The following is a 26201-nucleotide window of genomic DNA, read 5'->3' on the forward strand; positions in this document are numbered from 1 at the left end:
CATCAAGCCCAAAGTCGATTGAGCCGATATATATTCGATGTCAAAAGTATTTAGGCTTTCCAAATCCCAATATTGCAAAGCACGAAAGTGCATGAAAGCAATTTGGCTATATCGCCATCAAAAAGAAGTGGCTGATCTGCCTTCTGATTTTCAGAAAAACTTGTTCGACCAAGGAAAAGAAGTCGGTGCCTTGGCTATCAAGATGTTTCCAAATGGCATTATGATTGACGCTGATCACACGCAAGGTGAACTAGCGATTCAGACAACTCAGCAAGCTATGAAGTCACATCCAGAAGCGATCTTCGAGGGTGGATTTCAGTTTGAGAATGTTTTAGTCAGGGTGGACATCTTGAAGAACAACTTTGATGGTACCTGGGATTTAATTGAAGTTAAATCGACAAATGATGTCGAGCCAAAAGCGCACTATGACGACGTTGCCATACAAAAGTGGGTTCTAACGAATTGCGGAATTAAACTACGAAGTTGTAATTTGATGCACCTGAATCGTGAATATTCCTTTGAAAATTCCCTTGATATGAATTCGCTATTCGTAATCAAGCCTCTTGATGGACTTATCGCTGCCAATTTAGCAGAAATCGAAGGTTTTTTGCCGGCAATTCAAGCAACCCTAAACTTGTCGTCAACACCATTAGAAGACATAGGCTCTAGATGCAATAATCCATATCCATGCGAGTTTACCACCTATTGTTGGAGTCACGTGGGGCCAGATAGCATCCATACGCTCGGCAGAATCAGCGACTCAAAACGAGGAGAGCTTTTAGAAAAGAGTATTGAGCGAATCTCCGAAATTCCCACTGAGTTCAAACTTACAGCCAACCAGGCTGTTGAAGCAAAAGCTCACCGTGAAAATGACGTTCAGATTGCTCTTAGAGAAATCCAAGGACATTTGGAAAAGCTCAAGTATCCTCTCTATTTTCTAGATTATGAATCAGTTGCTTATGCCGTACCCAGATACAATGGAAACTGGCCGCACAAACAACTTACAACGCAGTATTCTTTGCATATTTTAGACAAACCAGATGGTGATCTTATTCATAAGGAATTCATCCATGACGAAGCATCGAACCCATCTAGAAAATTTGCCGAGCACCTAGTCAGAGATATCAAAGACGATGGCGGATCAATTATCGTATATCATCTGACATATGAGCGTGAAAGAACGAAAGAATTGGCAGAAGAAATTCCCGAACTTTCACACAGCTTGGATATTCTGATTGATCGAATGTGGGATCTTGAAATTCCATTTGCTAAACGCTGGTATTGGGATCACAGATTTGAAGGTTCGAGTTCGATTAAGAATGTCCTTCCAGTTTTCAAACCAGAATTCTCTTACGACAAGCTTGCGATAAAAAAAGGCGATCAAGCTGTACTGGAATATTCAAAAATGGTCGCACTAGCCCCAGGTAGCACTGAGCGCGAAGCAATCAAACGAGCCTTGCTTGAATATTGCAAAATGGACTCGCTAGCAATGTTCCACATTCTAATGGAATTACAGTCCCAAATCGGATTTCCAAAGCGTCAACAGGTCGGTTAATTGTCTTTTGATTTGTACTCAAAACTTTGGAAGAACTTGATATCTTTATTTGTCTCCACCTGATCGTGCGGGATCAGCAAATACTTCCAAGTACGCCCGCCATTAGCTTTGAGGTATTCATTCACCGAATTGCAGTATTGGGTTGCGGATCGTGCTTTATCTTGTACTTCATCTGATTGAAGTTCCGCACTATCTTTGATTTCCACCATATAGATGACTTTTTCAGTTTGAACTACGAAATCGGGTTCATACATTTTGGATTGATTGCTATAGAAAATCTTGAACTGGTTGTGCGCCGGCCTTAGCCATTTCTCGACATTTTTATCGTCTTCTAGAATAACGGCAAAGTCTCTCTCTGGTTTGACATCAAACTTATAGTAGCTATGGCAGGATTTCTTAAAACCCTTCAGAATTTTCAAACGCATTTCGCCTGTTGATTTGAACGTCGTCCTGAAATCAACCAAGTTGTCCGAGCGAATTTTTGAGAAGTTGTGTTTTTCAATTCGTTGGAATGGTTGGACATCAGAGGCTTCGTAGCCTGCGTCTTTCACAAAGAATTTTCCTGACATCTGTAACCAGATTTGGCTCGCGATGTCCTTCGCGTAAAACTGAACTACGTTTGAAACTTTGTTCGGATCTTTGTGACTCTTTTCTATGTGTTCAATCGCCGTTTCCGCTAAAGAATAAAGCAGGTCCTTGTGTTCATCATAATCAACTTCATCATTATTGATGAGTTGTCGGACTATTGTATTTACATTTGTATCCCTAGAATTCGCATTATTTTTGATAATTCCAATACTACTGGTTTCTCCAGATTGAAGGGCCTTAATCAGAATTTCCTCATCGACAGGTTGCCAGTTCGGAAATGGCTTAGTGTCGAGCTTAAACGTATGAAACCCTGTCTTAGTTTCACCACTCGGCTGAATAACAATCCTTGGTATTTCAATAGTTCCAGAAATTATCTCTTGCAGAGTTTCTTCCAGCAAACCGTCTTTTAGGAGTTCTGCAACAATCTTATCTCGATCGTCGGTTAACATTTCCATGAGAGGCAATGTTTCGGTAACTGATTTTTGAAGCTCTTTTTTGACTTTGGCTTCGGTTAACTCTTTGAGTGATTTCACGTCTGTGATGGCCGTCCCATCTGCAACGGCATCAATAATAGCTTTTTTAAGGTTGTACTTTACCTCGGCCATTTTTTTAGCTTCGGGAGTTTTGGCCTTTTCAATTTCTTCCTGGACTTTTTGCAACCCTGCTTCAGCGAGTGATGGAACCGTGACTATTTCCTGTCCATGCTTAAACTCTGGATCGTCAGGGTCAATTATGTACTCTTTCATTATTATCGAGTTAGGATCTGTGGCCGCCTCAATTAGTTCTTTGAATAACTCGTGCGCTACTACGGTCAGGCGATCAACATTAGGATCTCCTGTACGCTGTCCATAGGGGAGCCTAAGTCCTCGCCCTAAAGTTTGCTCTCTTAGAATTACGGCGGCGGCAGATCGAAGTGGAACAATGGTAAAGAGGTTTGTAACGTCCCATCCTTCTTTGAGGATATTGACGTGGATAACAATTTCCACTGGATTCTCTGGTTTCTCAACAGACAATAAGCCTTGAACAACTTCGTCCTTTTCACTTCCTTTTTGGCCGGAGTGAATGGTCACTACCTTTTCAGAATATTGCCCATCAAAGAACTTCGGAGATTTAACTAGGTCTAATAATTTTTCGGCATGCTTCGTATCTTCAGCGACCACAAGGATAAATGGCTTAACCCTTGGGAGGCCATTATTTTTTGAGTAAATATCCAGACTAGTTTTTGTCTTCTCATGGATCACGACAGCATCCTGAAGCTTCATTTGATCAAGCTCGTCTTTATCCATTTTTTTAAGCGACTTCAGATCAAAGTTCTTTCTGGTCGCTGCGTAGGGTTCCTTTACAAACCCATCACGAATTGCCTTCGCCAAAGAGTATTCGTAAGCAATGTTTTTGAAAGGGATGTCTTTTCCACCTTTTGAAACCACAGGTGTTGCTGTTAGCTCAAGACCTAGGATCGGATTCAAATCATTTATGACTTGCATACCTCTTTCGGCACGATAACGATGTGATTCGTCCATGATAACAACGAGATTTTCGAGGTTCTTCAGATAATCGAAATACGCTTCGCCAAGATACTCATTGATGGATTTAATTTTTGAGACATCTTTATCTAGCTTAGAGATGTTAAAAATATTTATGGCCAAGTCTTCTGTAAAGAGAGCCTGTTGCTGGCCAGGCTTAAACATCTGCTTTCTAGGAGTGTTTACGCTTTCGTAGTCGTCACCCGTAATAATCCTGGGTTCATGGTGAACAAAATCACCAATGCCACGAAAGACGTATTTAGGGCTGGATGTGTTTCTGAAATCATCAATCAATTTATTATAAATGGTTAAATTGGGCGCGAGGATTAGAAAGTCACGAATCTTGTGCTCGATAAACAAGTAGGAGATGAACGCACCCATAAGCCGCGTTTTTCCAACCCCAGTAGCAATCGCAAATGAAAGCGATGGGAAATCTCGATCAAATTCCTTGAGATTTCCGAATCCACCATTTGTTAAAAGAGCATCGAGTTTTTTCTCTTTAGAGTCTTTGGATTTGAAATCAACGACCTGAAATGCTCTTTCAAGTATCTCAAGACTTTCTTTCTGTGGTTTTCGTAGGCTCATTCGTTGAGCCAAAGTTCGTGTTGTGTTTCCCATGTTGCGCATCCTTGCAGCAGTTAAACTTAGTTACATTTCGGCATCCATATCCATTTCTTCTTGGATTGGTTCCTTGATATTTAGGCTATAGTTATCTCTTCCAAACTCAACTCCGCGAGTGAGTAAGGACTGCGGAATCTTTTTAAGTGTAATTCGATCAAACTTATTCGCGGGAACCTTAAATGCTTTAGCACTGATGAGTAATGTTTCGTCAGGCTTTAGTTGATCATGAATTCTTTGAAGGTGTTCTGCCGTGAGGAACTGAGTGGTGACGAATATGAAGTCCTTTTCTGTAGAATAACCTTGTTTCCAATACACCTTCTGATCTGGGTGGAACTTAAACCCCTCATGCTTACAAACTGCCGCCGCAAGCATTGTTGCGTCGTATTTCTTTGAAATAACCCAGTTACCTCGGTCGTCTTTTTCTAGGAGAGAAGGGGCTAGAGTCATAAACTTGAATCCGCCGCCGCCTTTCCAGTTGCAGGCAGATGTGACACCAGAATCATCCTTTCCACTTATGACCGAACTCAAGCGAGGGACAATTAGCTCTTCGCATTGCTGACCCAACTCGATCATAATCCACTTTCTATCCATTTTATGAGCTACCGCACCAGTAGTGCCACTCCCCCCAAAACTATCTAGAACATAGTCGCCCTTGTCGGTGGACATCTCGATAACGCGCTTAATGAGAGCTTCTGGCTTTTTTCCTTTAGGTAGTTTTACTCCTCCTTCATTGTGGAGATTGTTTGATAATAGATCGTCCCAGATTGTCGTAAGGGGCTCGCCAGCCACAAGTTGGCCATCCACTTCCTTGAGTTTTTGCGAATAAAACAGCAACCTCTTGCCCTTGAGAAAATACATATCTGAATGCTGTTCTCGCTGAAGATGGTAAAACTTGGTAGGGTTTGCAGCCGATAAATCAATCATTTTTCTAACTTGTTCCCCTACGCTTTTGTAATCGGGGCGAGCAAGCTGCACAACAGAGTCTGGATTATTTAATACAAATGTTGAAATCTGACTCTCAAAGTCCTCTTTAGAAATTCCCTTTGCTTCTTTTGCAGAAATTCCCAGTGACTCCAAGAACGCTTGTCGAAGCGGAATCATTTTCCACTTACCTATTGGTTGATCACGATTGAGGATGAACTGGTCATATCGAGAGTCACGATCTCTGGCCGTAAAAATCTTCTTGTTTTTCCACTCTGATTTGTTTTTTGCGTATATCAGAATGAAATTTGAAGTGTTTACGACACCTTTGTTGATTGCTTTGTGTCCAGTCGCGGCGCCTTGCTTGAATGTAATTATTGATATTCGATTGTTTCTCCCGAAAACTTCGTCAGCGAGCGCAATCAGATAGCCAAGTTCGTTGTCATCAATATGAATAAAGAGACTGCCTGAGGCACAAATGAGTTTGTGAATTATTTCAAGGCGCGCTTTCATCATTGATAGCCAGAGCGAGTGTTCTAAGCCATCATCGTAATGCTCGAAAGCCTGCTGAGTGTTAAACGGGGGATCAATATATACGCATTGAATTTTGCCACTGAAATCATTTTCCAAAGCCTTAAGACCCAAAAGGTTATCACCATGTATTAAGAGATTTTGAGTGGTTTTGGCGCCTACCGAAAGTGTTTCCTTTTCAATCAAGATTCTAGGTTCAAGTATGAATTTTTCATCTTTTCCTACCCAGTCTAATTCTAATCTTTGTTTCGTCATTCCTTCTCCCTAAACGACTTTCCATCCGATGGTGAAAATCTCAGTTAGTTCTGTTTTAATATTCATGTTTTGTTCAATACGGTTTAGAACTGACTCCTTCTCCTGATCAATACGATCTTGAGAAGAGAAAAGTTCCTTTCGCTTTTCATTGCGCTTGGCTTCGAGATTTTTGATGTGTCTTTTGGCCTGAACCGTTTCCTCTAAGTTACTCATTTTTTTTGAGGCAGTCTTCAAGGTCTTAATCTCCTGGTCCAACTGCTTAATCTCAATTTCTAGACTTAATTTGATGTCCTCAGCCCAGGCATCTAGCCTGTCGATTTCTTCGTGGAATACGACTTTGTTTTTTTCAGCCAATTTCAAATTTAACGCCTCAAGTTCGGACTTAATGTTGGCCTCAACCTTTTTCAAATTCACTTCAGAAAGCTGTCCGGTAGTCGGACGGGCGTTTAGCCTAAAAAGCTTTGAAATGACCTCTGCTGAAATGGATTTGCCTTCTTGGGTGGCCCCTGCAAGAAGAATGCAGTCCTCGTCTCGAAATGCAGAGAGCTTGGCGTGATATGCTGCAAGTATGCCGGATTCGCCGGACAGTGATTCTAGTAAGGAAATGGTGTTTTCATAATTGGAAAGATCAAACTCTAGAATTTGTGGCGGAGTAGACGAAGACTTTGCCTTTGCTAAGAAAAGCTCTCCCAAGGAATTGTTCGTTAGAATCGGAGTAGCTTCCGAGGATAAATCTGTGGAATAGCGCCCTTCTGTGATCTGGCCATTTGGGGACGTGACTTCAAAGACTCCGTCCTTGGCTTCTATTCCAAGGCCATCAAAACCAAATTCCACGATTGTATTAAACTTTCTGCTAAACTCATCAACGGTCTTTTTGGTCTGCTCTTCTCTGAATTTTAGCTTCGCCTGAACCTCTTCATCGAAGTTTTCCAAGAGCAACTTTTTTGCGTCAGTCATTGATTTATCAATCTTAGACTTTAGTTTTTCAGATAGATCATTAAATGCGCTCTTGATCTCTTCAGGTGTTCTACAAGCCAAATAGATTTTCAGAATTTCCTTTTCAAAATCATGACCAGATTCAATTTGTCCTAGTACTTCGTCACTAGCACCAAAGGCACCTTTGAATAAGTTGAATTTCTCTTGAAGAAGCTCAAGCACTCGGACATCTGCACCGTTCTTCTTGTTAACAAAGTTTACGACTATTACATCGAGCGGCTGACCATATCTGTGGCAGCGTCCAATCCTTTGCTCTATGCGCTGTGGGTTCCAAGGAAGGTCATAGTTGATGATTAGATTGCAAAATTGGAGATTTAATCCCTCTGATCCTGCTTCGGTTGTAAGAAAGATTTTTTTATTCTGTTTGAATTCAGACACCAGAGACTTTCTCTCTTCTGTATCTCCAGAATCGCCATTAAAAATGACGACATCTGATTTTAAGTTCAGACCCATTCTCTCAAGAGCCTTTAGCACATAATTTTGAGTAGTTCTGAACTCAGTGAAAATTACGGCCTTTTCGGGCCAACCTTCGCTTTTCGCTTTTGCAAATTGTTGATTGAGAGCCTCGATAAGAGAATCTGCTTTTTTGTTTTCTGAGATTTCTCTAGATGTCGTGATGAATGACAAAATCAGTTTTGCTTCTTCTTCAATTTCATCAGTAGGATGGAGAACTTCTTCTTGCGTGTCCTGATCGTCATCTTCGGAATCGGTTTCCTCGTAGGTTGCTGATATTTCGGACTCTTCGTCTGTTAGCTCGAACTCTGCAAGGGCAGCTTCGGCGCGCTCTCTAAGTGCATCGAATGTTTTGGAGATCACGCCCTTAAACAGTCTCTTTTCAAACCTCTCCAACTCGTCCGCTCGCGTGCCATCGCTGTTTGTTAGTTTGATTTTAATGTCTGAGTAAAGCTTTTCGTATAACTCTCGATTATTGAGATTTACACTTAGCCACATTAAGCGGCAGTACAGATTGAGCAGGCTATTCTTGAGAGCAAAAGTAGAACTAGCCAGCAATTTAAGATAGATCAGCTTTAGCAAAGGCAACGCTGAAGTAGGAATAGAGTGAATAATCGGTCTTCTTAGAAAGTCTTCAAATCCAATTCTAAGCTTTTCTTCATCTACCGACGGCTCATAAGTGAATGTCATTGGGTTTCGATTTGTGTATGGAACGTAGTCCTTCACATTCTGGCGAAGTTCACGATTAAAGAAGCGACTCATTCGATGACGAAGCTCGATTAGCCGCTCTTCGCGCTGCTCTTCTGGAACATTGCAAAAGGTGGCGGCGAAGCTTTCTGGAGTTCCAAGAATGTAATCGTCAATGAAGCTAACTAAGCCGTATAGCTCCATGAGGTTGTTTTGCATTGGAGTAGCAGTCAAAAGGGCTTTATTGAATCCACGAACTGCATCCCGAACACTCTTTGCACGCTTTGCCTGCGTGCGAGATTTTTTCCATACATTTCTAAGCTTGTGAGCCTCGTCGATAATAACTAGGTCCCACTTGTAGAGTTTTATCTGAGTTGAGTAGGCATCAACGAAGTGTTCGTTTGTTATGATGATCTTTTCATTGCGATCAAATGGATCGTTTTCTCCAGATTTCTTTATCTTTCGGTAAATGGCACTATTGAGAACATCGGATTTAAGAAAGAACAGGCGATCAAGCTCATCCTTCCATTGGTGCCTTAAGGACTTCGGAGCGATAATTAGAATGGATCTCTTTCCTTCGGCCCAATACTGTGAAATTAGTAATCCAGCCTCAATGGTTTTTCCTAGTCCAACTTCATCAGCAAGAATTACCCCTTGAGATAGCGGATTCTTTAGAGCGAAGAGAGCGGCGTTTACTTGGTGGGGGTTGAGGTCCACTTTAGCGTCATGCAAAGCGCGCGCGATTCTGTCAGGAACATCTGCGCCAGGTTTTGAAGTTAACTCGTATGCAAAAAGTTTTGCGTGGTAAGGGGTGATCATTATTCGTCCACCCTCAATACAAATTTGGGATCATCAAGAACTTGCTTCAGTATCGCAGAAATAAGGGATTGCCTGGAGAGGCCATTTTTCTCTGCAGTTTTGTCCATCTCGGCCATGATCTTCTCTTCAATGCGAAGTGTGACCGTGCGGTAGTGTTTAGTGTCTTCTTTTTTAATTATCTTCATGATGTGTCTTCAGTGTAGTTGCTTGATAGATTCAATGCATCTATTGCTTGATCTTAATAATGCAATGAAGCAATGCATATACTGGACTGGACTGGACTTCGGTTTGCGGCCTAACATGAGTGAAGTATTACGGGGTATGTCTCAAAAGGATGCGTTGAAAGTGAGCGACGATGAAAATGGCAATATACTTACGTAATTTCAATAGGATAGACGTTTATTAAAGATTCCTTTTATAATGCCGAAGAGGTCAATAGTTGACAAAAGTGAATAAAAGTGTACAAAGGCAACCAGTTAAGGTAATATGGATATGTTGGAAAAAAAGCTAAATACCAAGGCAGTGTCAGAGAGGATGATCCATAAAGGGTTATCTCAAACTGACTTAGCCGATAAACTTCAAGTTTCTAAAGCGACAATTTCCTCTTGGCTCAAGCCAGAGAAGTTTCCTCGTCCGCGCCACTTATTACAGTTGGGCGAATTGCTCAGCTTGAAATATGAAGAATTGATATTGGAGTCACAGGCTCAATCTCCCGTAGTCGCATTTAGAAAGAGCGGGAATTATAAAATTACTCCTGAGCATATGGAGAAGTTTTATTACGTTGGTAGATTACTGAATAAGCTCGTCCAATTCTTACCGTTCGATACATTAAGTAGCCCAACTACGCTTAAAGATCCCAAGCTTGACTATGAATATATCCAGAAGGCGGCAAGTTCTGTCCGTCAGATTATCAACCCTAAGACCCACGTCATAGATTTTCCTGATTTGATTAGGTTCTTCAATGAACTTCATGCAGTTCTTATTCCAGTTCTATGGGGGACAAAGCATTATAAAAATGCAACTCATCTCTATTTACCTGAATCATCTACGACATGGATATTTATAAATTTAGATACAAAAGTATTCGATTTCAAATTTTGGTTAGCACATGAGCTAGGACATGCGAAGGCTCCTCAGTTACTTGGTGAGGAAGGTGAAGAGTTTGCTGATAACTTTGCAGGTGCCCTTCTGTTTCCGAGAGAAAGTGCCGAAGCTGCCTATAAAGAACTTTCCAAAGTAGGGAATGCTGACCGCTTAAAGATAATTGGTAAGTTCGCAACTGAATATCTAGTGTCACCAATTACGATTTATCTTCAGATCGAAGAATTCGCGAAGGCAAATGACCTTCCATCTTTGGAGCTAGAAAAGCAGATTTATGGATTCACTACAAATTTCAATAAATCATACAAACTCATTAGCGAAATATTGCTGAATGTGGAAAAGCCCTCGGTCGAGCAATATTGTAAAGTTGCTAGTGAGGCATTCAAGACACCATTTTTTAGCTGTCTGAGCGAGTATCTAAAAGCGTCAGAGGATTCACCTAAGTTTGTGGCAAATCTTTTGGATATTTCCATTGAAGATGCTCAGGAATTGTTTCGGTGTCTTGTTAAAAATGGCTGAAAAAAGAGTTCTTGTTGATACAAACAGCTACGTTCGTTTGGCGAGAGATATTCATCCCCTATTAGGGCAATCTTTTACTGTTGATGAATGGACACTTTATATTATCGAAGAGTTCGAGTCTGAATACTCAAAGCAACCAAGGCTTCAAAATAAGCACTCTTGGGTCACGCAAAATGATTTTAAGGTTAACCGCGCATTTAAGTTGAAGCCAAACTCATTTGAAAAAGGGGCAATAGAGAATGCTCGAATCTTTATTGGGGAAACAGCAAAGGAATTGGAATTAACGGCTTCTCCAGTTGATGTCCGTGCACTCGCTACAGCGCATGTTCTCAAGATACCCGTCATCACTGATGATGATGATATGATCCAGTTGGCAGACGAATATGAGATAGAAGTTTGGAAGAGTTTGAAGTTTTTGAGCGTGCTCTTAGCTGGAGGAGTAATCGCACTCCCTAAAATACGATCCATGTATCAATATTGGTGTTACTTGCCAGATAAGCCTAAAAACTGCGCTGCTGATTACAAAGCCCTATTCAATGAAGACCCACCTCCTCCAGTTTAATTTCTTGCGAGTGTCTTCTTTTGATTTACCGCATCTTAATCGCAGTTACCCATTCACAGAGGGCAAACTCTGGACTCCATTCTGGATATGATTTAACTATGTATGTAGTTTCATGGAGTTAGCGGATCGACCGTGTCCTCCACCATTTTGTTTCCGCAAGGAAGTAAAACGAGTCCGAAAAACATAAGTTCTGAATTGGGGTTCAGCACGTGAAGTTGAATATTAAAAAGTAGGTTTTGACCCCTCATGCAGTTGAAAGAGTCGTGAATCGCAAGATTTCGATGGAGGAGCTAGAGCTTCTGATTCTTTCTCCTGAGGAGGTCATCGCTCAAGGTCCCAAGTTCCTTTTAGTTAAAAAGCTAAAAGGACGTAAGGACAACAACGTCGCCGCTGTCATTATCGAGAAAAAGGGACAGGATCTATGGGTCGTAATACCGGTCATGGTAAAATTTCAAAAAAAGTAGAATCGTTTCCTAAAATCTTTATTGATAAAGAAAACGACTTTGCCGCTATCAAAATCGCCAAGGGCATTGAACACAAATCCTATAAAAAGGATGGCTTTATTTTTTGTGAGGATAAAGCTGGGCGAGTTATTGAGATTCAGGTTTTGAATCTCAGCAAACTTCCGGAGCTTCTTAAAAAAGCTTCCTAGTGTGTTCTTTATACTGACCTCTCAAATCCCACCTCCAATAAGATTTATCAGAATATTGGATACCGGGAAGTCTCTGATTCAAAACATTTTTTATTTTAGGTAAAAATAAAAATACTGTGGTCAATAATACATAAGCATAGAGAATCATAAAATGAGCTGCGTTTTTTGCAAAGTTATCAATGGTGAACTACCTAGTAGCAAAGTTTACGAGGATGACGTTTGCCTAGCGTTTCTTGATATTCATCCAATCACAGAAGGCCATGTTTTAGTTATTCCTAAAAGCCATAAAGAACGATTCACTCAATTGGATGCCCAAACTGCGGGTCATCTTTTTCAGATCGGCCACAAAATACTTAAAGCTATTGAAAAATCGGACCTTCGCTGCGAAGGTGCAAATCTATTTCTTTCCGACGGCGTGGTTGCTGGACAAGACGTTATGCACTCCCACCTCCATATAGCGCCCAGATTTAAAGGCGACGGCCAAAGAACGGGTTTTTCGCACTCAGATCCAGATGAGTACCCAAGAAAACGGCTAGATGAGATAGCCAACAAAGTTAAAAAATTCATTAAGGAATAAGTTATGAATCCAAGTCATAGAGCTGAATGTCGGTCTTTAACAAAACCGATATGAAACGCAGCCCAGAGTTCGCGATCCTGAGTTTCAAAATAAGGGCCTTGGTCGTCAGATAATGCAGGGCTCTTATTAAAAGTGCTCCCAATACCTGCATTCAGTTAACATCCACGTTTGGCAATGAACCTTTCTATCACAAGCTGGGCTTCCGATTTCATAAGTCGGCAATGGCGCTTTATCCTGAAAGATTTGGCAGATCACCCTATTTAGATGGGGATAGAAATCCGATAACATAGTCATAAGGTGCTCTGGAGGAAGTTTCGATAACTCGCGATCGAAACTTTAATTCTTGCCATTATACCGGGCTCGTAGATAAAAACCACCGTAAGAATAAGCAAAGGATAGATCGTGGGAACACCCGACAAAGATTACTACTCCCACTGTTTGCAGGCGGACCTAAAGTCTGCAATCAAGGCCATTTCTAAAGAGAGCAGATCTGATTCAAAAAAAGTAATCTCACTTCGAAAAAAAGTGATGTCGAGGTTCGTTGAGCAAAATGAACAGCTAAGGATTAAATGTAAAGATCCATTCGTGAGCACGGTGATAGCCACCTATCGCGATTACTATAGAAAAGTGCTGCTTCAACCTGGACGAAGCGAACAGCTTAGTACATCCCTCTATAGCAGTTTACGCATAATTCTAGCTGATAGTGATCAAAAGCAGACCGCTAAATATTCTTCAGACAAAATAGAAAAGAAATTATCAGAAGAAATCAGAAAACGTGGTTATTATTCTTTATTTGGCTCAGTTACGCCGTTTCGTTCGCTGCTTGTTTGGAAAAAACAGTATTCGAAAATATATACCGTTTCCCTCCCTGAGAAAAAACAAAAGATCGAAGTCGTTTTTATGGATGATTTTGTCGAGCTTAGTTGGATGCACTATGCGACCCTAGGAAGATATTATGTCGGTGGATGGGCAAAGAAAAATGCTTTATACTGCATAAAGCAAGCCTATAAAGTCGGATCACCTGAGTTTCAGGCACACTACCTAGCGCATGAAGCGCAACATTTCGCAGATTACAAATCTTTTCCAAAACTTCAACAGACAGATCTTGAGTACAGAGCAAAATTAACTGAATTGGCTGTTACGAAGACGCCAAAAAAATTCATTCAGAAGTTAAAGTCTGAGTCTAAGAATGATCGCCAGTTGCCGCATTGTTTTGCAGCTTTTAAAATTATATCGGAACTAAAACCGGGACAGCCCCCGGCATCCTTAAATAAATTTGGGCATGAGTTGTTGTCCATACACACCAAAGCTCTAAAAAAGGCCGGAGCTAAAACAGTGAGATCCGTTATTTAAAGATGGAGGGAGTCTCGATAACTCGCGACTCGCCTCCACCCGAAACAATCACTACTTCATCCCCACTTTTTCAGCCCACATCACCGCGTCAGCTCCCGCGGGGATTTTCATCGGGCTTGTGGGTTCAGTGACCGCCACAAAAATCGCCTCTGCCACGTCCCGTGCGTGTGTCACTGGGCCTGGATTTTGAAAACCAGCAAGCACATTATCGAACGTCGGTTTGTAAGCATCTGGGACAGGCGCCATTTTTGCGAATGCGTTTTCACTGAACTTCGTCGTGGGTGCAAGCCCCGGAAGAACAATGCGCATACGCACCCCGAACGGCTCAAGCTCTAACGCCACCGATTCAGTGAATGCATTCACCGCTGATTTACTTGCGGTATAGACTGCTAGCAAAGGAAGCGGAACAAGGGTCACCGTCGAAGTGACGTTGACAACCACGCCGGATTTTTTTGCGCGGAACTGCGGCAATACGGCTTGGGTCATGGCGATAGTGCCGATGGTGTTGGTCTCGAAAACTTCGCGAATGGCCGCGACACTCACGCCCTCTAAGGCATTTAAAAGTCCGATGCCGGCGTTATTTACTAACGCATCAATCGGCCCGGCTTCAGCGATCGCCTGGCGGATGCTGTCTTCATTTGTTACATCAAGGGCTATGACGCGAAGGTTTTCGTGTTTTGGTAAAATGCCTTCTTTAGGACTTCGCATGGTCGCGATGACTTTCCAGCCCTTTTCAAGAAAGAATTTTGCGGTTTCGTGTCCAAAGCCAGATGAGCATCCAGTGATTAAAACGGTTTTCATGTGATAACTCCTTTAAAGTTTGTCCGTGATATGAGATTATTAAACTACATAGTTTCGAAACTATCAAGTTCCGAAACTAATGAGTTCCCAAATGGATGGCAGATATGAGCAAAATCAATAAGTTAGCTACCAAAAAAAATGAGACGACAGGTCCGACCAAGGCCGTTGTAGGCCGAAAAAGAGATGATTCTTTGGACGCCGTCATAATGGATGCCGCCCTCTCTGCCCTGGCGGAGGTCGGCTATGACCGCATGACCATGGACCTTGTGGCGGAAAAAGCAAAAACCGGCAAGGCCACGATGTACCGCAGATGGTCTTCAAAAACCGAACTTGTGCGCGATGCCTTAGTCTCAATGAATTCTCAATCCGTGAATTTGACATCTTTGCCTGATACCGGATCATTGCGGGAAGACCTACTGACTGTGGTTAAGCCGAAATCAGCGCAACAAAGCGAGCGTAAGTTGAAAGTCTTGTCGGGACTTGGATCTTTCTTCGCCGAATATCGAAAAATATCTGAAGATATTTCTGCGCAAATTTTTGGAGGTTGGGAAAAAGCGAATGCCCAGCTTTTCAAAAGAGCTCAAGAGCGCGGAGAGATTTCGAAAACCGCAAATATCAATGAAGCCTGCCGCGTGATTTCGGCCATGACCGCTTACATGACAACACTGCAGCTAAGGCACTTCAACAAAGAAGCTTACGAAGAACTTTTGGACGGAATCGTGTTGCCGGCTCTGGGAGCTAAGGTTAAGTCAAAAAAATAGCCATAAGACTTTAGATTTTAATTTGGCCATCAGCACTTATAAGCGGACGGCCTTTTATTTTTCTAAAAATTCAAAAGCCAACGGCCGAAAGACGAAACCCAAAATCAAACAGCTATACCAAACAAACTGCCGACGATCGCGGTAAGAGCCATAGCGAGAGCCCCCCAGAAACCCACTCTCCAGGCTCCTCTCCAGATATTAGCACCACCAGCATGAGCAGCCACAGCACCCAGCGTGACCAAGAAAACTAAAGAAGCTAACGAAACGGTAAAAATAAGATTTTCTGGGGGAGAAATAATAACCATTATTAACGGAAGAACAGCGCCCACTGAAAAGGCACTTGCGGAAGACAACGCTGCCAGGACGGGGCGAGCGCTTAAGACTTCATTTATTCCCAGCTCGTCCCTTGCATGTGCTCCGAGCGCATCATGCGCCATTAACTGCTCAGCAACTTGAGAAGCAAGTCTGGGCTCAAGGCCCCGCCCAACATAAATTTGCGCAAGTTCGTCACGCTCAAAATCAACGTTTGATTCGAGCTCTGATTTTTCTCGTTCTAAGTCCGCATTTTCGGTATCTGCCTGAGAACTAACTGATACATATTCTCCTGCCGCCATAGACATTGCTCCTGCGACAAGACCGGCTACACCTGTAAGAAGAATGCTCTTAGTTGAAGAGTTAGCAGCAGCAACTCCCACAATAAGACTAGCGGTTGACACAATTCCGTCGTTAGCCCCAAGCACAGCCGCACGAAGCCATCCAATGCGTTCTGAGCGGTGGGATTCTGGCGGCATCTGATTTGATTTCATCAATTACTTTTGCTTCACAATGGAGCCATCAACTGGATTAAAATAGATTTCAACCTTTTTACCATCTTTGTCGGTTCCATAGATTTCGTAGCACGAACCCGGCTGTTTAAATTTCGATATTTTGTAACCTTCAGCCTCAACCTTTTTTTTAAAATACGCCTCTTGCATCCACTTTTCCTTTGGTGCGTCGGTACAATTTTTTTTTGCAAAAGCTGAAATGGAAACCCCAGAAAATAAAGCCATCAAAATAATCGCTTTCATGAAGAAACTCCTTTTTATAACTATGACCCAATTGTAAATTAAACGAACAGCAGATCTCTCGTATTATTGCTTACAACAGGAGCTCCGGCAATGAGAACAAAAATGGTATATGACCTCCCCACCAGAATTTTTCACTGGAGCTTTGTCTTTTTATTTTTATCTTCATTCATAATTGCAAAAAATGTGGACGATGAGTCCATAGTCTTTGCATTCCATATGCTGTCTGGTCTTTTGCTTGGATTTCTGGTTATTTGGCGAATTTTTTGGGGATTTTTTGGATCAGAGCACGCACGCTTTATTGATTTTAGTCTTAATCCGAAAGATTTAGTTCAATACACCCTGGGGGTATTTACTAATTCAAAAAAGCGATGGCCGGGCCATAACCCTGCTTCCAGTTGGTCCACGATTGTTATGCTAATTTTAGCATTTGGCTTAGCTTTGACAGGCTATCTTATGGGATCCGGCCTTAAGGAAGAGATTGAGGACATACATGAGCTCATGGCAAATTCTTTTCTTATCGTTGTCGTTATGCATGTCATCGGCGTTGCAATTCACTCATTTCAGCATAGAGACTCAATAGCTCTTAGCATGCTGGATGGTAAAAAAGATTTAAGCTCTGAAGTGAGCTCCATACCCAACAGCAGAGGAATCGCAGCCACCTTTCTTGTGGTTTTCATGATTGTCGTGGCTAGTTACTTGATCTCGAATTTTGATTCAAATAAAGGAACTCTTGATTTTTTTGGAAGGACCTTAACTTTAGGTGAGGGGAGTGGCGCACCTGAATAGACTTGGCGCTTCAGGTGCGATAAAAATCGTCGTCTGCGTTTACGTTTCTTCCTTCGCGTAACACACGGCTTCGATATTATGCCCATCAAGGTCATAGATAAAGGCAGCATAGTAACTGTCCCCATGCTCAGGTCTTAACCCAGGCTCACCGTTGGACTTAGCCCCCAGGCTTAAAGCTGTTTCATAAAATTTACGAACCTGGGATCTAGAAGCTGCGGATAAAGCCACATGAACCCGGGTGCTGATGTTCCCACCCTCCGCTTGCTTCAACCAAAAAGGAACATGGCCCGCACGTCCAAACCCTGCATAGGGACCTCCCTCGTGAATAAGGGAATGCCCTAAAGCTGTAAGTAATTTTTCATAAAAAGACTGGCTCGTTTTTTTGTCTTTAACCATCAACATTAAATGATCGATCATGGAAACCTCCGTATAGAATATCGTTTGATATTAAAAATATTTATTTTGCGTTTAAACCACGGGTACTGTGCCGCCATCTATGACGTATTCAGCTCCGTTGATAGATGCCGCTTTATCCGACGAAAGAAACGCGATCAGTTCCGCCACTTCTTCAGGTTTTGCCGGTCGTCCAATGGGAATTCCGCCTAAGGCGTCCATCACACTTTGCCGAGCTTGTTCCACCGTGATGTTGTTCTTTCTTGAAATTTCGCCAAGAAATTCAATCGAGGCATCCGTTTCAACCCAACCCGGAGAAACGCTATTCACGCGCACCCCTTTAGGACTAATTTCTTTAGATAAGCTTTTACTGTAATTTGCGAGCGCTGCTTTGGCGGCCGCATAAGGAATAGTGGATTCGTATAAGGGAAGACTTCTTTGAATACTGACAACGTGAACAATCGAGCCGCGGCCTTGCTTTAACATTTCCGGTACAAGCAATCGATTTAAACGAACTGCCGGAAACAAATTTAGATTCAAAGATTTTTGCCAGTCTTCATCAGACAACGCACTAAACCCACCGGCCGGGGAACTTGAGCCCCCCACGACATGAGCGATGATATCAATGCCGCCTAATTGTGAAAGCACCTGTTCCGCAATAAGTTTGGTTCCTTCCACCGTGGCAAGATCTGATTTTACGAAAATGACCCCTTCAGGCAGCTGATCTGTTGTTTCTCGCGCAGTGGTTAAAACCTTGGCTCCGGCTAAGGCGAAACGTTTGACGGTGGCAAGGCCGACACCCGAGGTGCCTCCTGTCACTAAAACTCTTTTGCCTTTAAACTCGGACGGGCTCACTTCGTATGGGTAGCTCATTATTCCTCCTAGTGGATGTTCTTTAATATTTTTAATACAATGTTGTATTAAAAGCAATGTGTTAATTTTATATCTCATAAGTATTTGAAATTGCTTGTATAATACGTCTTGTTTTAATGCTATTTTGTATTATAATAAATTTATGAAGACCAAAAAGGGCGAAAAGGAAAAGCTAAGACGTGTGATTTTGGAAAATGCGATTTCGTATTTTAAAAAGAATGGTCGTAGCGGATCTGCTTCTGAAGATCTTATGAAAAATATGGGACTTACGCGGGGTGCGCTTTACAGTCACTTCAAATCAAAAGATGATTTGTTCGCCCACGCTGTCAGCCATGATTTGACTCGCTTAGAAGAAATCACTGAACTGATAATCAACCGCGATGGGCCCAAAGCCTTACGCACAATGATTGAAGCACATCTTTCTGAAAATAGTCTGACCGATATTGAAAACAGCTGCGCATTCACGTCCCTAAGCAGTGATATGAACAGAAGTAAGGCGGCTCACCGGGCGATTTATGAAGATCATATGGATCGCATTTACGCGCTCTTTGCGAAGGCCCTTCATCAGCAGTTTCCGGAAGATACTCCCGAACAAAGCTATTTTAAGGCGCAGAATCTTTATTCGGGATTGGTCGGCACGCTGTCAATGGCGCGAACGATGAAAGATCGCGCCAAGGCTTTACAGATATTAGAGTCAGGCCGGCAATTTCTGATCTCTCAGTTCACAAGATCAGAAACGCCACGGGCCTGAACCACCGGCTTCTATCTGCCAATTTTAAAACTGTCCTGCATCAACGATATATAACTCTCTTCGTTTGACTCGCGTCTGGCTGTCACCCAAGGTAAAATATCTTTCGTTGGCAAATAGCGCAGTCGGTAACTTGAATCATTGGCCGCTTCAAAAATAGACTCTGCGACTTGCTCTTCTGTTCCTCGCCGTTCAAGGCGCATATTCGCAAATAACTGAGCGGTCTTTTCTTCATAACTTTTATAAGATTCAATTCCAACAGCCAATGCCTCTTTGGCAACTCTGGCACCAAACTGAGTCGATACAACGCCTCCGGGCTCTACCAATTTGACCTTAATTCCTTGAGAAGCCAGCTCATACGAAAGAGACTCTGAAAAGCCTTCCACCGCAAATTTACTTGCACAGTATAACGAAGACGACGGCAGCCCAAATATGCCAGCACCAGAAGTGATATTGATGATGGTGCCACTTCCCTGCTTACGCATGTACGGCAAAACGGCTCGTGTTACGTCCATAAGACCAAATACATTTACCGAAAATTGCTCTTTGATTTTTTCAGGCGGAGTACTTTCAAACACTCCAAAAAGTCCAAACCCCGCATTATTCACCAAGACATCAATGCTGCCAAACATGGCGACACCTTGCTCTAGGGCTGTCGTTATGGACTGTCGATCTTCGACATCAAGTCGTAAAATCTGGATCCCCGAAATGTCTTTCAAAAATGTGTCCTTTTCCGGGTTTCGCATGGTTGCGATGACGTTCCATCCTTTATTGGCGAAATAGATCGCGGTCGTTCGACCAAAGCCAGAAGAGCAACCGGTAATAAGCACTGTCTTTTTCATTTTGAACCTCCATTACAAGTTCAATATTACGCCTCCTTGATGTATTATATAAGCGAATAGTATTGCACAGATTATGCAATAAATTCGAACAATGGAGATCCCATGTATTCTATCCCCGAGTTATTAGGCTTACGCATGGTTGCTAAACGTCGCAACTTTAGGAAGGCCGCCGCAGAGCTAAATATTTCAGCCTCAACCCTTTCGCATCAGATAAATCAGCTTGAGAAACAACTGGGAGTGCGTTTATTAAATCGCACAACTCGAAGTGTCGCCCTGACTGAAGCCGGAACTTCTTTCTTACAACGAATCGAGCCCGCACTTGATGAGATTGCAAAAGCCTTTGAGTCTGCCAACGATTTCAAAGAAACACCCAGCGGGCAACTTCGCTTTAATATTTCTGCAGCTGCGGCAACTTATGTGCTGATGCCATATATTAAAAAATTTATTAAACTTTACCCGCAAGTCACCATTGATATTACTTCGGACTCACGCCTAGTTGACATCGTGAAGGATGGATATGATTTCGGTGTGAGGGGTTCCGATCTGGTCGCCAAAGACATGGTCGCATTGCCTATCGGCCCCAACACTCTTAGTTTTGCCGTGGTAGGAAGTCCGCAATACATGAAACTTCACGGCACACCAAAGCACCCTAAAGATCTGCTTAATCACCAGTGCTTAAGATATCGACTTGGATCTGGCGCGATTTACCAATGGGAGTTTGAGTCGCGGGGGAAAGATATTAAAATTGATGTCCCCGGTTCAGTTATTATTGACGATGACATGATCTCATTAAGTGCGGCATTATCAGGTATTGGCCTAAGTTACCAAAGCGAGTGGTCCGTCGCTAAATTCATCAAGCAGGGACTTCTTGTTCGTTGTCTGGAAAACTGGACTCCGGCGTATCCTGCCTTAAGCCTTTATTATCCTAGCTCCAGAAATAAATCCGCCGCGGCAAAAGCATTTGTGAAAATGGTGAGAGAATTCCCGGGCCTTGAGCCCGCAACTATATAACCCAAATCATTAAAGCCCGCTTTCCGTTCTTTAGATTGTTTTGTCCGTTGGAAGTCTTCGCCCAGCTCCCAGTTTTAAAATTCTGTCCGGTTGCTCACTCATCAGCGCGGCAATCCAATGCAGCCATGGGTAACCGGACTCTTCAAAAATAATTTTGATGGTGGCAGTTATGGGAATACCTAAAAGGATGCCAACGGGACCCCAGAGTTCTCCCCACACGATGATGGCAATGGTGGACACCACGGCATTCAGATCTACTTTTGAACCTAACACTCGCGGGGTAATAAAGTTTGCGATGATAAAATGAATCAAAATACACAAACCAAACAACAAGAGCGTCATGGCAAGACTTCCATTTTGGGAAATCAAATCCAGCGTCGGTAAAAAACCCGCAAGTACCGCTCCTAAAAAAGGCACAAGATTAAACACACTTGATAGAGCTGCCATGGTCAGCGGGGATTTTAAAGAAAAGGCAAAGAACAGGACCGTGAACAATGGAAAGCTGACTGCCGCCAGAACTAGATTTCCTAAAAAGAAGGCTCGATTGGCAGCAATAATTTTTAGCCACATATTCTGGGCACGTTGAGGTTCGGCAAAAGCAAGGGGTACAATAAGTGCAAAAGTTTGTCTGGAGAGCATTAAGAACAAGGTCAAAATGGGCACTAATATTGTGTATGTTAATACCGTCACCGCACTGCCTAAGCCATGCATCAGGGTGGTACCCATTTCACCGCCTAAAATGGAACCTTCAATCACTTCCACCTTTTGAATTTTAGGTCCCACGGTCGGTTGCGTCGGTGAAACGTCTTTCGTAATACTGCTAAACGTTTCGATATAATGCTTAATATTATCATTTAAAGAATTATAGTACTGAATCAGGGCGCGTTTTGACTCCTGTAATTCATATAAAATTCCGGCTGAAAAATATCCTAAGATTGTGATCAGTAACACAAATGCGAGTACTGAGACCACAATCAGCGCTGACGCCGCTATGGGCCCGGGGACTTTATGGCTTTTCAAATAATCAAACCACGGATCTAGCAGCGCAAATAAAAGCAGGGAACAAATAACCCACAAAAACACCCCGGGGGCGGCGTGAATCAATGTCCCTACCGATAAAAATGCTAAGATCCAAAGAGGCAGTATAAGATATTTTGCAGGCGAATTTTCAGTCATGACCGATTCTTCGCCTTATCTTAAAAACTCTCAAGACATTTAATTATAGACCCAAATCATAACGATCCGCGTGCATAACTTTGGCCCAGGCGCCAATAAAGGTATGGATAAACTTTTCTTCGCCATCATCCGCCGCATAAACCTCGGATAATGAACGCAATTCAGAGTTTGATCCAAAAACTAAGTCCACTCGCGTTCCCGACCATTTTTCTTTTCCGGTCTTACGATCAATTCCAATGTATTCACCCGGAACAGATGATGGCTTCCACTCAGTTCCCATATCCAGCAACTTCACAAAGAAGGCATTTGTCAGCGTTGCTGGCTTAGAGTCAAAATTTCCATGTTTCACTTTTTTATGATTCGTATTTAAAGCACGCATCCCGCCGATCAAAGCCGTCATCTCAGGCGCTGTTAAATTCATCAATTGGGCCCGATCGATAAGCATTTCAGCAGCGTGCTCTCCGGCACCTTCTTTTGAGAAGTTACGGAAGCCGTCGGCTGAAGGCTCTAGGGCGGCAAATGACTCAATATCCGTTTGTTCTTGCGTGGCATCCACACGTCCAGGAATAAAGGGAACCTTCACCTTGTATCCATTTTTTTTGGCAGCTTCTTCGATGGCGGCACATCCGCCCAAGACTATCAGATCGGCCATGGAAACTTTGGTTTTACCTTTGTTGAAAGCTGTTTGCACTTCTTCAAGTTTAGTTAAAACTTTATTTAACTCTTTAGGTTCGTTCACTTCCCAATCTTTCTGCGGGGCTAAACGAATACGCGCACCGTTAGCACCTCCACGCATATCTGATTGACGAAACGTGGACGCCGAAGCCCAAGCTGTTGTGACCAACTGATCAATGCTTAATCCTGATTTAAGGATTTTCTTTTTTAAAACTTCAACATCTTTTGCCGTCAGTTTAGGGCCTTTGGCCTTGGGCAACGGGTCTTGCCAAATAAGATCTTCTTTCGGCACTTCCGGCCCAAGATAACGAGTTGAAGGTCCCATATCACGATGGGTCAGTTTAAACCAAGCTCGAGCAAATGCATCTGCAAAAGCCTTAGGATCTTTATGGTAACGGCGAGAGATCGCTTCGTATTTTTTATCAAACTTTAAAGCAAGATCGGCTGTCGTCATCATCGGGCGATGTTTTTTCCCTTTAACATGAGCGTCAGGGATCATATCTTTTTCTTCACAGTTTTTTGCCGCCCACTGATGAGCGCCCGCGGGGCTTTTAACAAGCTCCCAATCATATTTAAACATCATATCAAAGTAGCCGTTATCCCATTTCGTGGGATTTGGTTTCCAAGCTCCTTCAATACCACTGGTTGTCGTATGCGCCCCTTTGCCCGTTTCAAAATTATTAATCCATCCAAAACCCATGTGATGAAGTTCAGCACCTTCAGGTTCCGCGCCCACTTTTTTTGGATCCCCGGCGCCATGCGCTTTACCAAAAGTATGCCCCCCGGCGATCAGGGCAACAGTTTCTTCATCGTTCATCGCCATACGAAAGAAAGTTTCACGAATATCGCGCGCGGATGCGACAGGATCTGGCTTCCCATTCGGTCCCTCAGGATTGACGTAAATAAGACCCATTTGGACAGCCGCAAGCGGATTATCTAATTCACGATCTCCTTTATATCGTTTATCTCCTAACCATTCCGTTTCAGATCCCCAAAAAATATCCTCACCTGGTTCCCAGGTATCAACGCGGCCCCCAGAAAAACCAAAAGTTTTAAAACCCATAGATTCTAAAGCGACGTTTCCCGCAAGAATCATTAAATCCGCCCAAGAAATCTTTCGACCGTATTTCTTTTTAATCGGCCAAAGTAATCGACGTGCTTTATCGAGGTTTCCGTTATCAGGCCAACTGTTTAAAGGAGCAAAACGCTGACCACCTGAGCGTGATCCCCCTCGACCATCAAAAGTACGATACGTGCCCGCACTATGCCACGCCATACGGATGAACAAACCTCCGTAATGCCCCCAGTCCGCGGGCCACCAGTCTTGGGAATCGGTCATAAGTTTGTGTAAGTCTTTTTTTAGCGCTTTATAATCAATTTTTTTAAATTCTGCCGCGTAATCAAACTCTGTATCCATGGGGTTTGATTTTGCAGAATGCTGATGCAAAATTCTTAAATTTAATTGTTTCGGCCACCAATGACGGTTGGATTGAGAACTGTTCACGGCATTGGCAACTCGTCCCGTGGAAAACGGGCACTTAGGTTTTTCTGTTTCCATTTCAATCTCCTTAAGTTTATACAATTAAAAACTAAGGGAGATTTCTGTTCTTCGCCAAAGAAATGTGGAGTCTGCTGGCGAGCGCAATATTACATTATCGCAAGCTAGAGAGCTCCGCACATACCTGCTTAATCAATCCGCGAAACCAGACTTGCGCTTCGTCTTTATGATTGCGGGCATGCCATGCCTGCACAATAGAGATTTTCTCTAACTGAAATGGCAGTTCTTTGATTTCAATTGGCAAATACACCTGAAAACTTTCTGCCAGTTTTCGCGGACAAGTTAATAACAAATCTGTTCTGGTAAGAATCCAACCCGGGGCATTGAAACTTGAAACCCCCGCAGCGAACTGCTGATCAAGTCCTTGTTTTTTTAATAGTGCTTGAGCGCGAGACTTCATATCCCCGTCCATGGATATCAAGACATGCTTGGCGCTTGCGTATTTCTTCAAACTTAAAGGTCCTTTAAAAAGCGTATGTCCCCGTCTTGCAGCACAGACAAAGTTGTCATCGATAATATTCTGCTTATAAAAGTTGTCAGGCATGTCCCGATAAAATCCCGCAATAGCGATGTCAATACGGCCCTCTTCCATTTCAGCCTTAGGAAGTGATCCGTAAGTGGGGCGCGTGATCACCGTGCAACCAGGAGCTTCATCTTCCAATCTCGCTAAAAGACCCGGCAGAATTAATTGCTCCATGTAGTCCGTCGTAGCAATTCTAAATGTCAGTTTAGACTCTTTCGGATTAAACGCCTTGGGTTTATCAAAAAGGTGTTCGGCATTTTTAATCAGCTCAACAATCTGCGGTTCCAGTTCCAGCGCACGTCTTGTCGGAACTAATCCGCGTGATGCACGAACCATCAATGGGTCCCCAAAGACTTCGCGCAGTCTTTTTAAGGCGTGGCTGACGGCCGGTTGACTTAAACCCAGCTTTTCCCCGACTCGCACGGTGTTCTTTTCTAATAAAAGCTCTCTTAAGACTAATAACAGATTGAGGTCGATGTTTCTGATATTCATATCATGAATAGGTTATATTATTAGAAGCGATTTAACAAATATCTCTTAACGACGTACATTAAGTCCATAAGGAGAAACCATTTATGATCGCCACTACAGCCCTAAAAGTTCTTATCGTCGTTACAAGCCACTCTCAATTAGGACATACCGGGAAACCAACCGGCTATTATCTTTCTGAAGTTACACATCCGGCCCATGTCTTAGAACAAGCCGGATACACGGTTGATATTTCTAGTCCTCAAGGCGGAAAAGCGCCTATGGATCCCAGCAGCCTAGATCTTAAAGACCCGGTGAATAAAGCCATGCTGGAAAATCCCGAATTTAAAAGAAAGCTAGATAACACTCTAAAACTCGCCAACGTGGATTCTGCAAAATATGCCGCCATCTTATTTTCAGGTGGTCATGGAACCATGTGGGATTTTAAAGATGAACCCGCAATTTCTAAAGTGGCCGCAGCTATTTACGAAAGCAAAGGGGTGGTCGCGGCAGTTTGTCATGGACCAGCGGCTTTAATTAACCTTAAGCTTTCTAACGGAAAATATTTGATCGCTGGCAAAAATGTCGCCGGATTTAGCAACGACGAAGAAAAAGCGGTAGAGTTAACCAAAATTGTTCCGTTTTCATTAGAAGATGAACTTGTTAAACGCGGTGGTAAGTATTCCAAAACCAAGCTTTGGGGTAATCACGTCGTTGTTGATGAAAGATTAGTGACCGGGCAAAATCCCGCATCAGCGACATCCGTTGGCGAAGCTATCGTGAAACTATTAAAAAAATAAAGAGGA

The 26201-nt window shown here is 42.8% G+C and carries 25 protein-coding genes; 12 read left to right on the forward strand and 13 right to left on the reverse strand.

All coding sequences use genetic code 11. From position 1 onward, the window contains the following. Window positions 1-91 precede the first annotated feature (91 nt). On the forward strand, window positions 92-1555 hold the full coding sequence (locus AZI86_RS05230; protein ID WP_061834013.1) for a DUF2779 domain-containing protein: 1464 nt from the start codon (window positions 92-94) through the stop codon (window positions 1553-1555). Here the strand turns inward: AZI86_RS05230 and AZI86_RS05235 are convergent. Genes AZI86_RS05235 through AZI86_RS05250 form a run of 4 tightly spaced genes read right to left on the reverse strand, consistent with a single transcriptional unit; the run spans window position 1552 to window position 9134 of the window. Continuing rightward, on the reverse strand, window positions 1552-4284 hold the full coding sequence (locus AZI86_RS05235; protein WP_061834014.1) for a DEAD/DEAH box helicase: 2733 nt from the start codon (window positions 4282-4284) through the stop codon (window positions 1552-1554). The two genes, AZI86_RS05230 and AZI86_RS05235, sit on opposite strands and share 4 nt — an antisense overlap. A gap of 30 nt (window positions 4285-4314) precedes the next feature. Next, on the reverse strand, window positions 4315-5994 hold the full coding sequence (locus tag AZI86_RS05240; protein ID WP_061834015.1) for a site-specific DNA-methyltransferase: 1680 nt from the start codon (window positions 5992-5994) through the stop codon (window positions 4315-4317). A gap of 9 nt (window positions 5995-6003) precedes the next feature. Beyond that, on the reverse strand, window positions 6004-8949 hold the full coding sequence (locus AZI86_RS05245; RefSeq protein WP_061834016.1) for an SNF2-related protein: 2946 nt from the start codon (window positions 8947-8949) through the stop codon (window positions 6004-6006). Continuing rightward, window positions 8949-9134 carry a hypothetical protein gene (locus AZI86_RS05250; RefSeq protein WP_061834017.1) on the reverse strand — a complete coding sequence of 62 codons (186 nt, stop codon included), beginning with the start codon at window positions 9132-9134 and terminating at the stop codon, window positions 8949-8951. The genes AZI86_RS05245 and AZI86_RS05250 overlap by 1 nt, the downstream gene beginning before the upstream one ends. A 301-nt stretch (window positions 9135-9435) precedes the next feature. On the opposite strand from AZI86_RS05250, the gene AZI86_RS05255 reads away from it, so the two are divergent. The 6 genes from AZI86_RS05255 to AZI86_RS05280 all read left to right on the forward strand — a co-directional run bounded on the left by AZI86_RS05255 (window position 9436) and on the right by AZI86_RS05280 (window position 13713). Continuing rightward, on the forward strand, window positions 9436-10569 hold the full coding sequence (locus AZI86_RS05255; RefSeq protein ID WP_061834018.1) for a helix-turn-helix domain-containing protein: 1134 nt from the start codon (window positions 9436-9438) through the stop codon (window positions 10567-10569). Next, a complete protein-coding gene (locus AZI86_RS05260) occupies window positions 10562-11131 on the forward strand; it encodes a hypothetical protein (RefSeq protein WP_061834019.1) in 570 nt (189 codons plus the stop codon). The genes AZI86_RS05255 and AZI86_RS05260 overlap by 8 nt, the downstream gene beginning before the upstream one ends. A gap of 281 nt (window positions 11132-11412) precedes the next feature. Continuing rightward, the gene (locus AZI86_RS19495; protein WP_061834020.1) at window positions 11413-11595 is read left to right on the forward strand and encodes a hypothetical protein; all 183 of its coding nucleotides are present in this window, start codon (window positions 11413-11415) and stop codon (window positions 11593-11595) included. Then, on the forward strand, window positions 11553-11783 hold the full coding sequence (locus AZI86_RS19365) for a hypothetical protein (RefSeq protein WP_061834021.1): 231 nt from the start codon (window positions 11553-11555) through the stop codon (window positions 11781-11783). The genes AZI86_RS19495 and AZI86_RS19365 overlap by 43 nt, the downstream gene beginning before the upstream one ends. Before the next feature lie 151 nt (window positions 11784-11934). Continuing rightward, complete coding sequence (locus AZI86_RS05275; RefSeq protein ID WP_061834022.1) at window positions 11935-12360, forward strand: HIT family protein; 426 nt, start codon at window positions 11935-11937, stop codon at window positions 12358-12360. A gap of 402 nt (window positions 12361-12762) precedes the next feature. After that, window positions 12763-13713 carry a hypothetical protein gene (locus tag AZI86_RS05280; RefSeq protein WP_061834023.1) on the forward strand — a complete coding sequence of 317 codons (951 nt, stop codon included), beginning with the start codon at window positions 12763-12765 and terminating at the stop codon, window positions 13711-13713. Window positions 13714-13764: 51 nt separating this feature from the next. Here the strand turns inward: AZI86_RS05280 and AZI86_RS05285 are convergent, their stop codons facing one another. Then, on the reverse strand, window positions 13765-14514 hold the full coding sequence (locus AZI86_RS05285; RefSeq protein ID WP_061834024.1) for an SDR family oxidoreductase: 750 nt from the start codon (window positions 14512-14514) through the stop codon (window positions 13765-13767). Between the two features lie 104 nt (window positions 14515-14618). Between AZI86_RS05285 and AZI86_RS05290 the strand changes: the two genes are divergently transcribed. Continuing rightward, window positions 14619-15275, forward strand: coding sequence for a TetR/AcrR family transcriptional regulator (locus AZI86_RS05290; protein ID WP_172797997.1), 657 nt, complete (start codon window positions 14619-14621; stop codon window positions 15273-15275). 104 nt (window positions 15276-15379) lie between these two features. On the opposite strand, the gene AZI86_RS05295 is transcribed toward AZI86_RS05290, so the two are convergent. Both AZI86_RS05295 and AZI86_RS05300 read right to left on the reverse strand, forming a co-directional pair. Next, the gene (locus AZI86_RS05295; RefSeq protein WP_061834026.1) at window positions 15380-16081 is read right to left on the reverse strand and encodes a VIT1/CCC1 transporter family protein; all 702 of its coding nucleotides are present in this window, start codon (window positions 16079-16081) and stop codon (window positions 15380-15382) included. A gap of 3 nt (window positions 16082-16084) precedes the next feature. Then, window positions 16085-16342 carry a PepSY domain-containing protein gene (locus AZI86_RS05300; RefSeq protein WP_061834027.1) on the reverse strand — a complete coding sequence of 86 codons (258 nt, stop codon included), beginning with the start codon at window positions 16340-16342 and terminating at the stop codon, window positions 16085-16087. 90 nt (window positions 16343-16432) lie between these two features. Here AZI86_RS05300 and AZI86_RS05305 point away from each other — a divergent pair, with 90 nt between their 5' ends. After that, window positions 16433-17128, forward strand: coding sequence for a cytochrome b/b6 domain-containing protein (locus AZI86_RS05305; RefSeq protein WP_061834028.1), 696 nt, complete (start codon window positions 16433-16435; stop codon window positions 17126-17128). A 39-nt stretch (window positions 17129-17167) separates the two neighbouring features. Here the strand turns inward: AZI86_RS05305 and AZI86_RS05310 are convergent, their stop codons facing one another. After that, the gene (locus tag AZI86_RS05310) at window positions 17168-17545 is read right to left on the reverse strand and encodes a VOC family protein (RefSeq protein WP_061834029.1); all 378 of its coding nucleotides are present in this window, start codon (window positions 17543-17545) and stop codon (window positions 17168-17170) included. A 51-nt stretch (window positions 17546-17596) separates the two neighbouring features. Next, entirely contained in the window at window positions 17597-18394 is a 798-nt protein-coding gene (locus AZI86_RS05315; protein WP_061834030.1) for an SDR family oxidoreductase, read from the reverse strand. Between the two features lie 142 nt (window positions 18395-18536). On the opposite strand from AZI86_RS05315, the gene AZI86_RS05320 reads away from it, so the two are divergent. Continuing rightward, on the forward strand, window positions 18537-19145 hold the full coding sequence (locus AZI86_RS05320; protein WP_061834031.1) for a TetR/AcrR family transcriptional regulator: 609 nt from the start codon (window positions 18537-18539) through the stop codon (window positions 19143-19145). Window positions 19146-19156: 11 nt separating this feature from the next. Here the strand turns inward: AZI86_RS05320 and AZI86_RS05325 are convergent, their stop codons facing one another. Continuing rightward, window positions 19157-19984: an SDR family oxidoreductase gene (locus tag AZI86_RS05325; protein ID WP_061834032.1), complete on the reverse strand. Its 828-nt coding sequence runs from the start codon at window positions 19982-19984 to the stop codon at window positions 19157-19159. 102 nt (window positions 19985-20086) lie between these two features. Between AZI86_RS05325 and AZI86_RS05330 the strand changes: the two genes are divergently transcribed. After that, a complete protein-coding gene (locus AZI86_RS05330) occupies window positions 20087-20995 on the forward strand; it encodes a LysR family transcriptional regulator (RefSeq protein ID WP_061834033.1) in 909 nt (302 codons plus the stop codon). Between the two features lie 30 nt (window positions 20996-21025). Here the strand turns inward: AZI86_RS05330 and AZI86_RS05335 are convergent, their stop codons facing one another. From AZI86_RS05335 to AZI86_RS05345, 3 genes are all read right to left on the reverse strand, one after another. Continuing rightward, window positions 21026-22171 (reverse strand): AI-2E family transporter, encoded by a 1146-nt coding sequence (locus tag AZI86_RS05335; RefSeq protein WP_061834034.1) that lies wholly within the window; start codon window positions 22169-22171, stop codon window positions 21026-21028. Between the two features lie 43 nt (window positions 22172-22214). Beyond that, window positions 22215-24404 (reverse strand): catalase/peroxidase HPI, encoded by a 2190-nt coding sequence (gene katG, locus AZI86_RS05340; RefSeq protein WP_061834035.1) that lies wholly within the window; start codon window positions 24402-24404, stop codon window positions 22215-22217. A 94-nt stretch (window positions 24405-24498) separates the two neighbouring features. Beyond that, window positions 24499-25419, reverse strand: coding sequence for a LysR family transcriptional regulator (locus tag AZI86_RS05345; protein WP_061834036.1), 921 nt, complete (start codon window positions 25417-25419; stop codon window positions 24499-24501). Between the two features lie 83 nt (window positions 25420-25502). Here AZI86_RS05345 and AZI86_RS05350 point away from each other — a divergent pair, with 83 nt between their 5' ends. Further along, window positions 25503-26195: a type 1 glutamine amidotransferase domain-containing protein gene (locus AZI86_RS05350; protein ID WP_061834037.1), complete on the forward strand. Its 693-nt coding sequence runs from the start codon at window positions 25503-25505 to the stop codon at window positions 26193-26195. Window positions 26196-26201: the final 6 nt, after the last annotated feature.

The organism is Bdellovibrio bacteriovorus, assembly GCF_001592735.1.
Taxonomy (GTDB): domain Bacteria; phylum Bdellovibrionota; class Bdellovibrionia; order Bdellovibrionales; family Bdellovibrionaceae; genus Bdellovibrio; species Bdellovibrio bacteriovorus_D.

Coding starts and splice junctions, on each gene's coding strand:
- AZI86_RS05330 (WP_061834033.1), top strand. CDS start 20,087: ATGTATTCTATCCCCGAGTTATTAGGCTTACGCATGGTTGCTAAACGT.
- AZI86_RS05310 (WP_061834029.1), bottom strand. CDS start 17,545: ATGATCGATCATTTAATGTTGATGGTTAAAGACAAAAAAACGAGCCAG.
- AZI86_RS05320 (WP_061834031.1), top strand. CDS start 18,537: ATGAAGACCAAAAAGGGCGAAAAGGAAAAGCTAAGACGTGTGATTTTG.
- AZI86_RS05305 (WP_061834028.1), top strand. CDS start 16,433: ATGAGAACAAAAATGGTATATGACCTCCCCACCAGAATTTTTCACTGG.
- AZI86_RS05235 (WP_061834014.1), bottom strand. CDS start 4,284: ATGGGAAACACAACACGAACTTTGGCTCAACGAATGAGCCTACGAAAA.
- AZI86_RS05325 (WP_061834032.1), bottom strand. CDS start 19,984: ATGAAAAAGACAGTGCTTATTACCGGTTGCTCTTCTGGCTTTGGTCGA.
- AZI86_RS05250 (WP_061834017.1), bottom strand. CDS start 9,134: ATGAAGATAATTAAAAAAGAAGACACTAAACACTACCGCACGGTCACA.
- AZI86_RS05315 (WP_061834030.1), bottom strand. CDS start 18,394: ATGAGCTACCCATACGAAGTGAGCCCGTCCGAGTTTAAAGGCAAAAGA.
- AZI86_RS05350 (WP_061834037.1), top strand. CDS start 25,503: ATGATCGCCACTACAGCCCTAAAAGTTCTTATCGTCGTTACAAGCCAC.
- AZI86_RS05260 (WP_061834019.1), top strand. CDS start 10,562: ATGGCTGAAAAAAGAGTTCTTGTTGATACAAACAGCTACGTTCGTTTG.
- AZI86_RS05245 (WP_061834016.1), bottom strand. CDS start 8,949: ATGATCACCCCTTACCACGCAAAACTTTTTGCATACGAGTTAACTTCA.
- AZI86_RS19495 (WP_061834020.1), top strand. CDS start 11,413: ATGGAGGAGCTAGAGCTTCTGATTCTTTCTCCTGAGGAGGTCATCGCT.
- AZI86_RS19365 (WP_061834021.1), top strand. CDS start 11,553: ATGGGTCGTAATACCGGTCATGGTAAAATTTCAAAAAAAGTAGAATCG.
- AZI86_RS05335 (WP_061834034.1), bottom strand. CDS start 22,171: ATGACTGAAAATTCGCCTGCAAAATATCTTATACTGCCTCTTTGGATC.
- AZI86_RS05230 (WP_061834013.1), top strand. CDS start 92: ATGAAAGCAATTTGGCTATATCGCCATCAAAAAGAAGTGGCTGATCTG.
- AZI86_RS05290 (WP_172797997.1), top strand. CDS start 14,619: ATGAGCAAAATCAATAAGTTAGCTACCAAAAAAAATGAGACGACAGGT.
- AZI86_RS05285 (WP_061834024.1), bottom strand. CDS start 14,514: ATGAAAACCGTTTTAATCACTGGATGCTCATCTGGCTTTGGACACGAA.
- AZI86_RS05295 (WP_061834026.1), bottom strand. CDS start 16,081: ATGAAATCAAATCAGATGCCGCCAGAATCCCACCGCTCAGAACGCATT.
- AZI86_RS05275 (WP_061834022.1), top strand. CDS start 11,935: ATGAGCTGCGTTTTTTGCAAAGTTATCAATGGTGAACTACCTAGTAGC.
- AZI86_RS05345 (WP_061834036.1), bottom strand. CDS start 25,419: ATGAATATCAGAAACATCGACCTCAATCTGTTATTAGTCTTAAGAGAG.
- AZI86_RS05240 (WP_061834015.1), bottom strand. CDS start 5,994: ATGACGAAACAAAGATTAGAATTAGACTGGGTAGGAAAAGATGAAAAA.
- katG (WP_061834035.1), bottom strand. CDS start 24,404: ATGGAAACAGAAAAACCTAAGTGCCCGTTTTCCACGGGACGAGTTGCC.
- AZI86_RS05255 (WP_061834018.1), top strand. CDS start 9,436: ATGGATATGTTGGAAAAAAAGCTAAATACCAAGGCAGTGTCAGAGAGG.
- AZI86_RS05300 (WP_061834027.1), bottom strand. CDS start 16,342: ATGAAAGCGATTATTTTGATGGCTTTATTTTCTGGGGTTTCCATTTCA.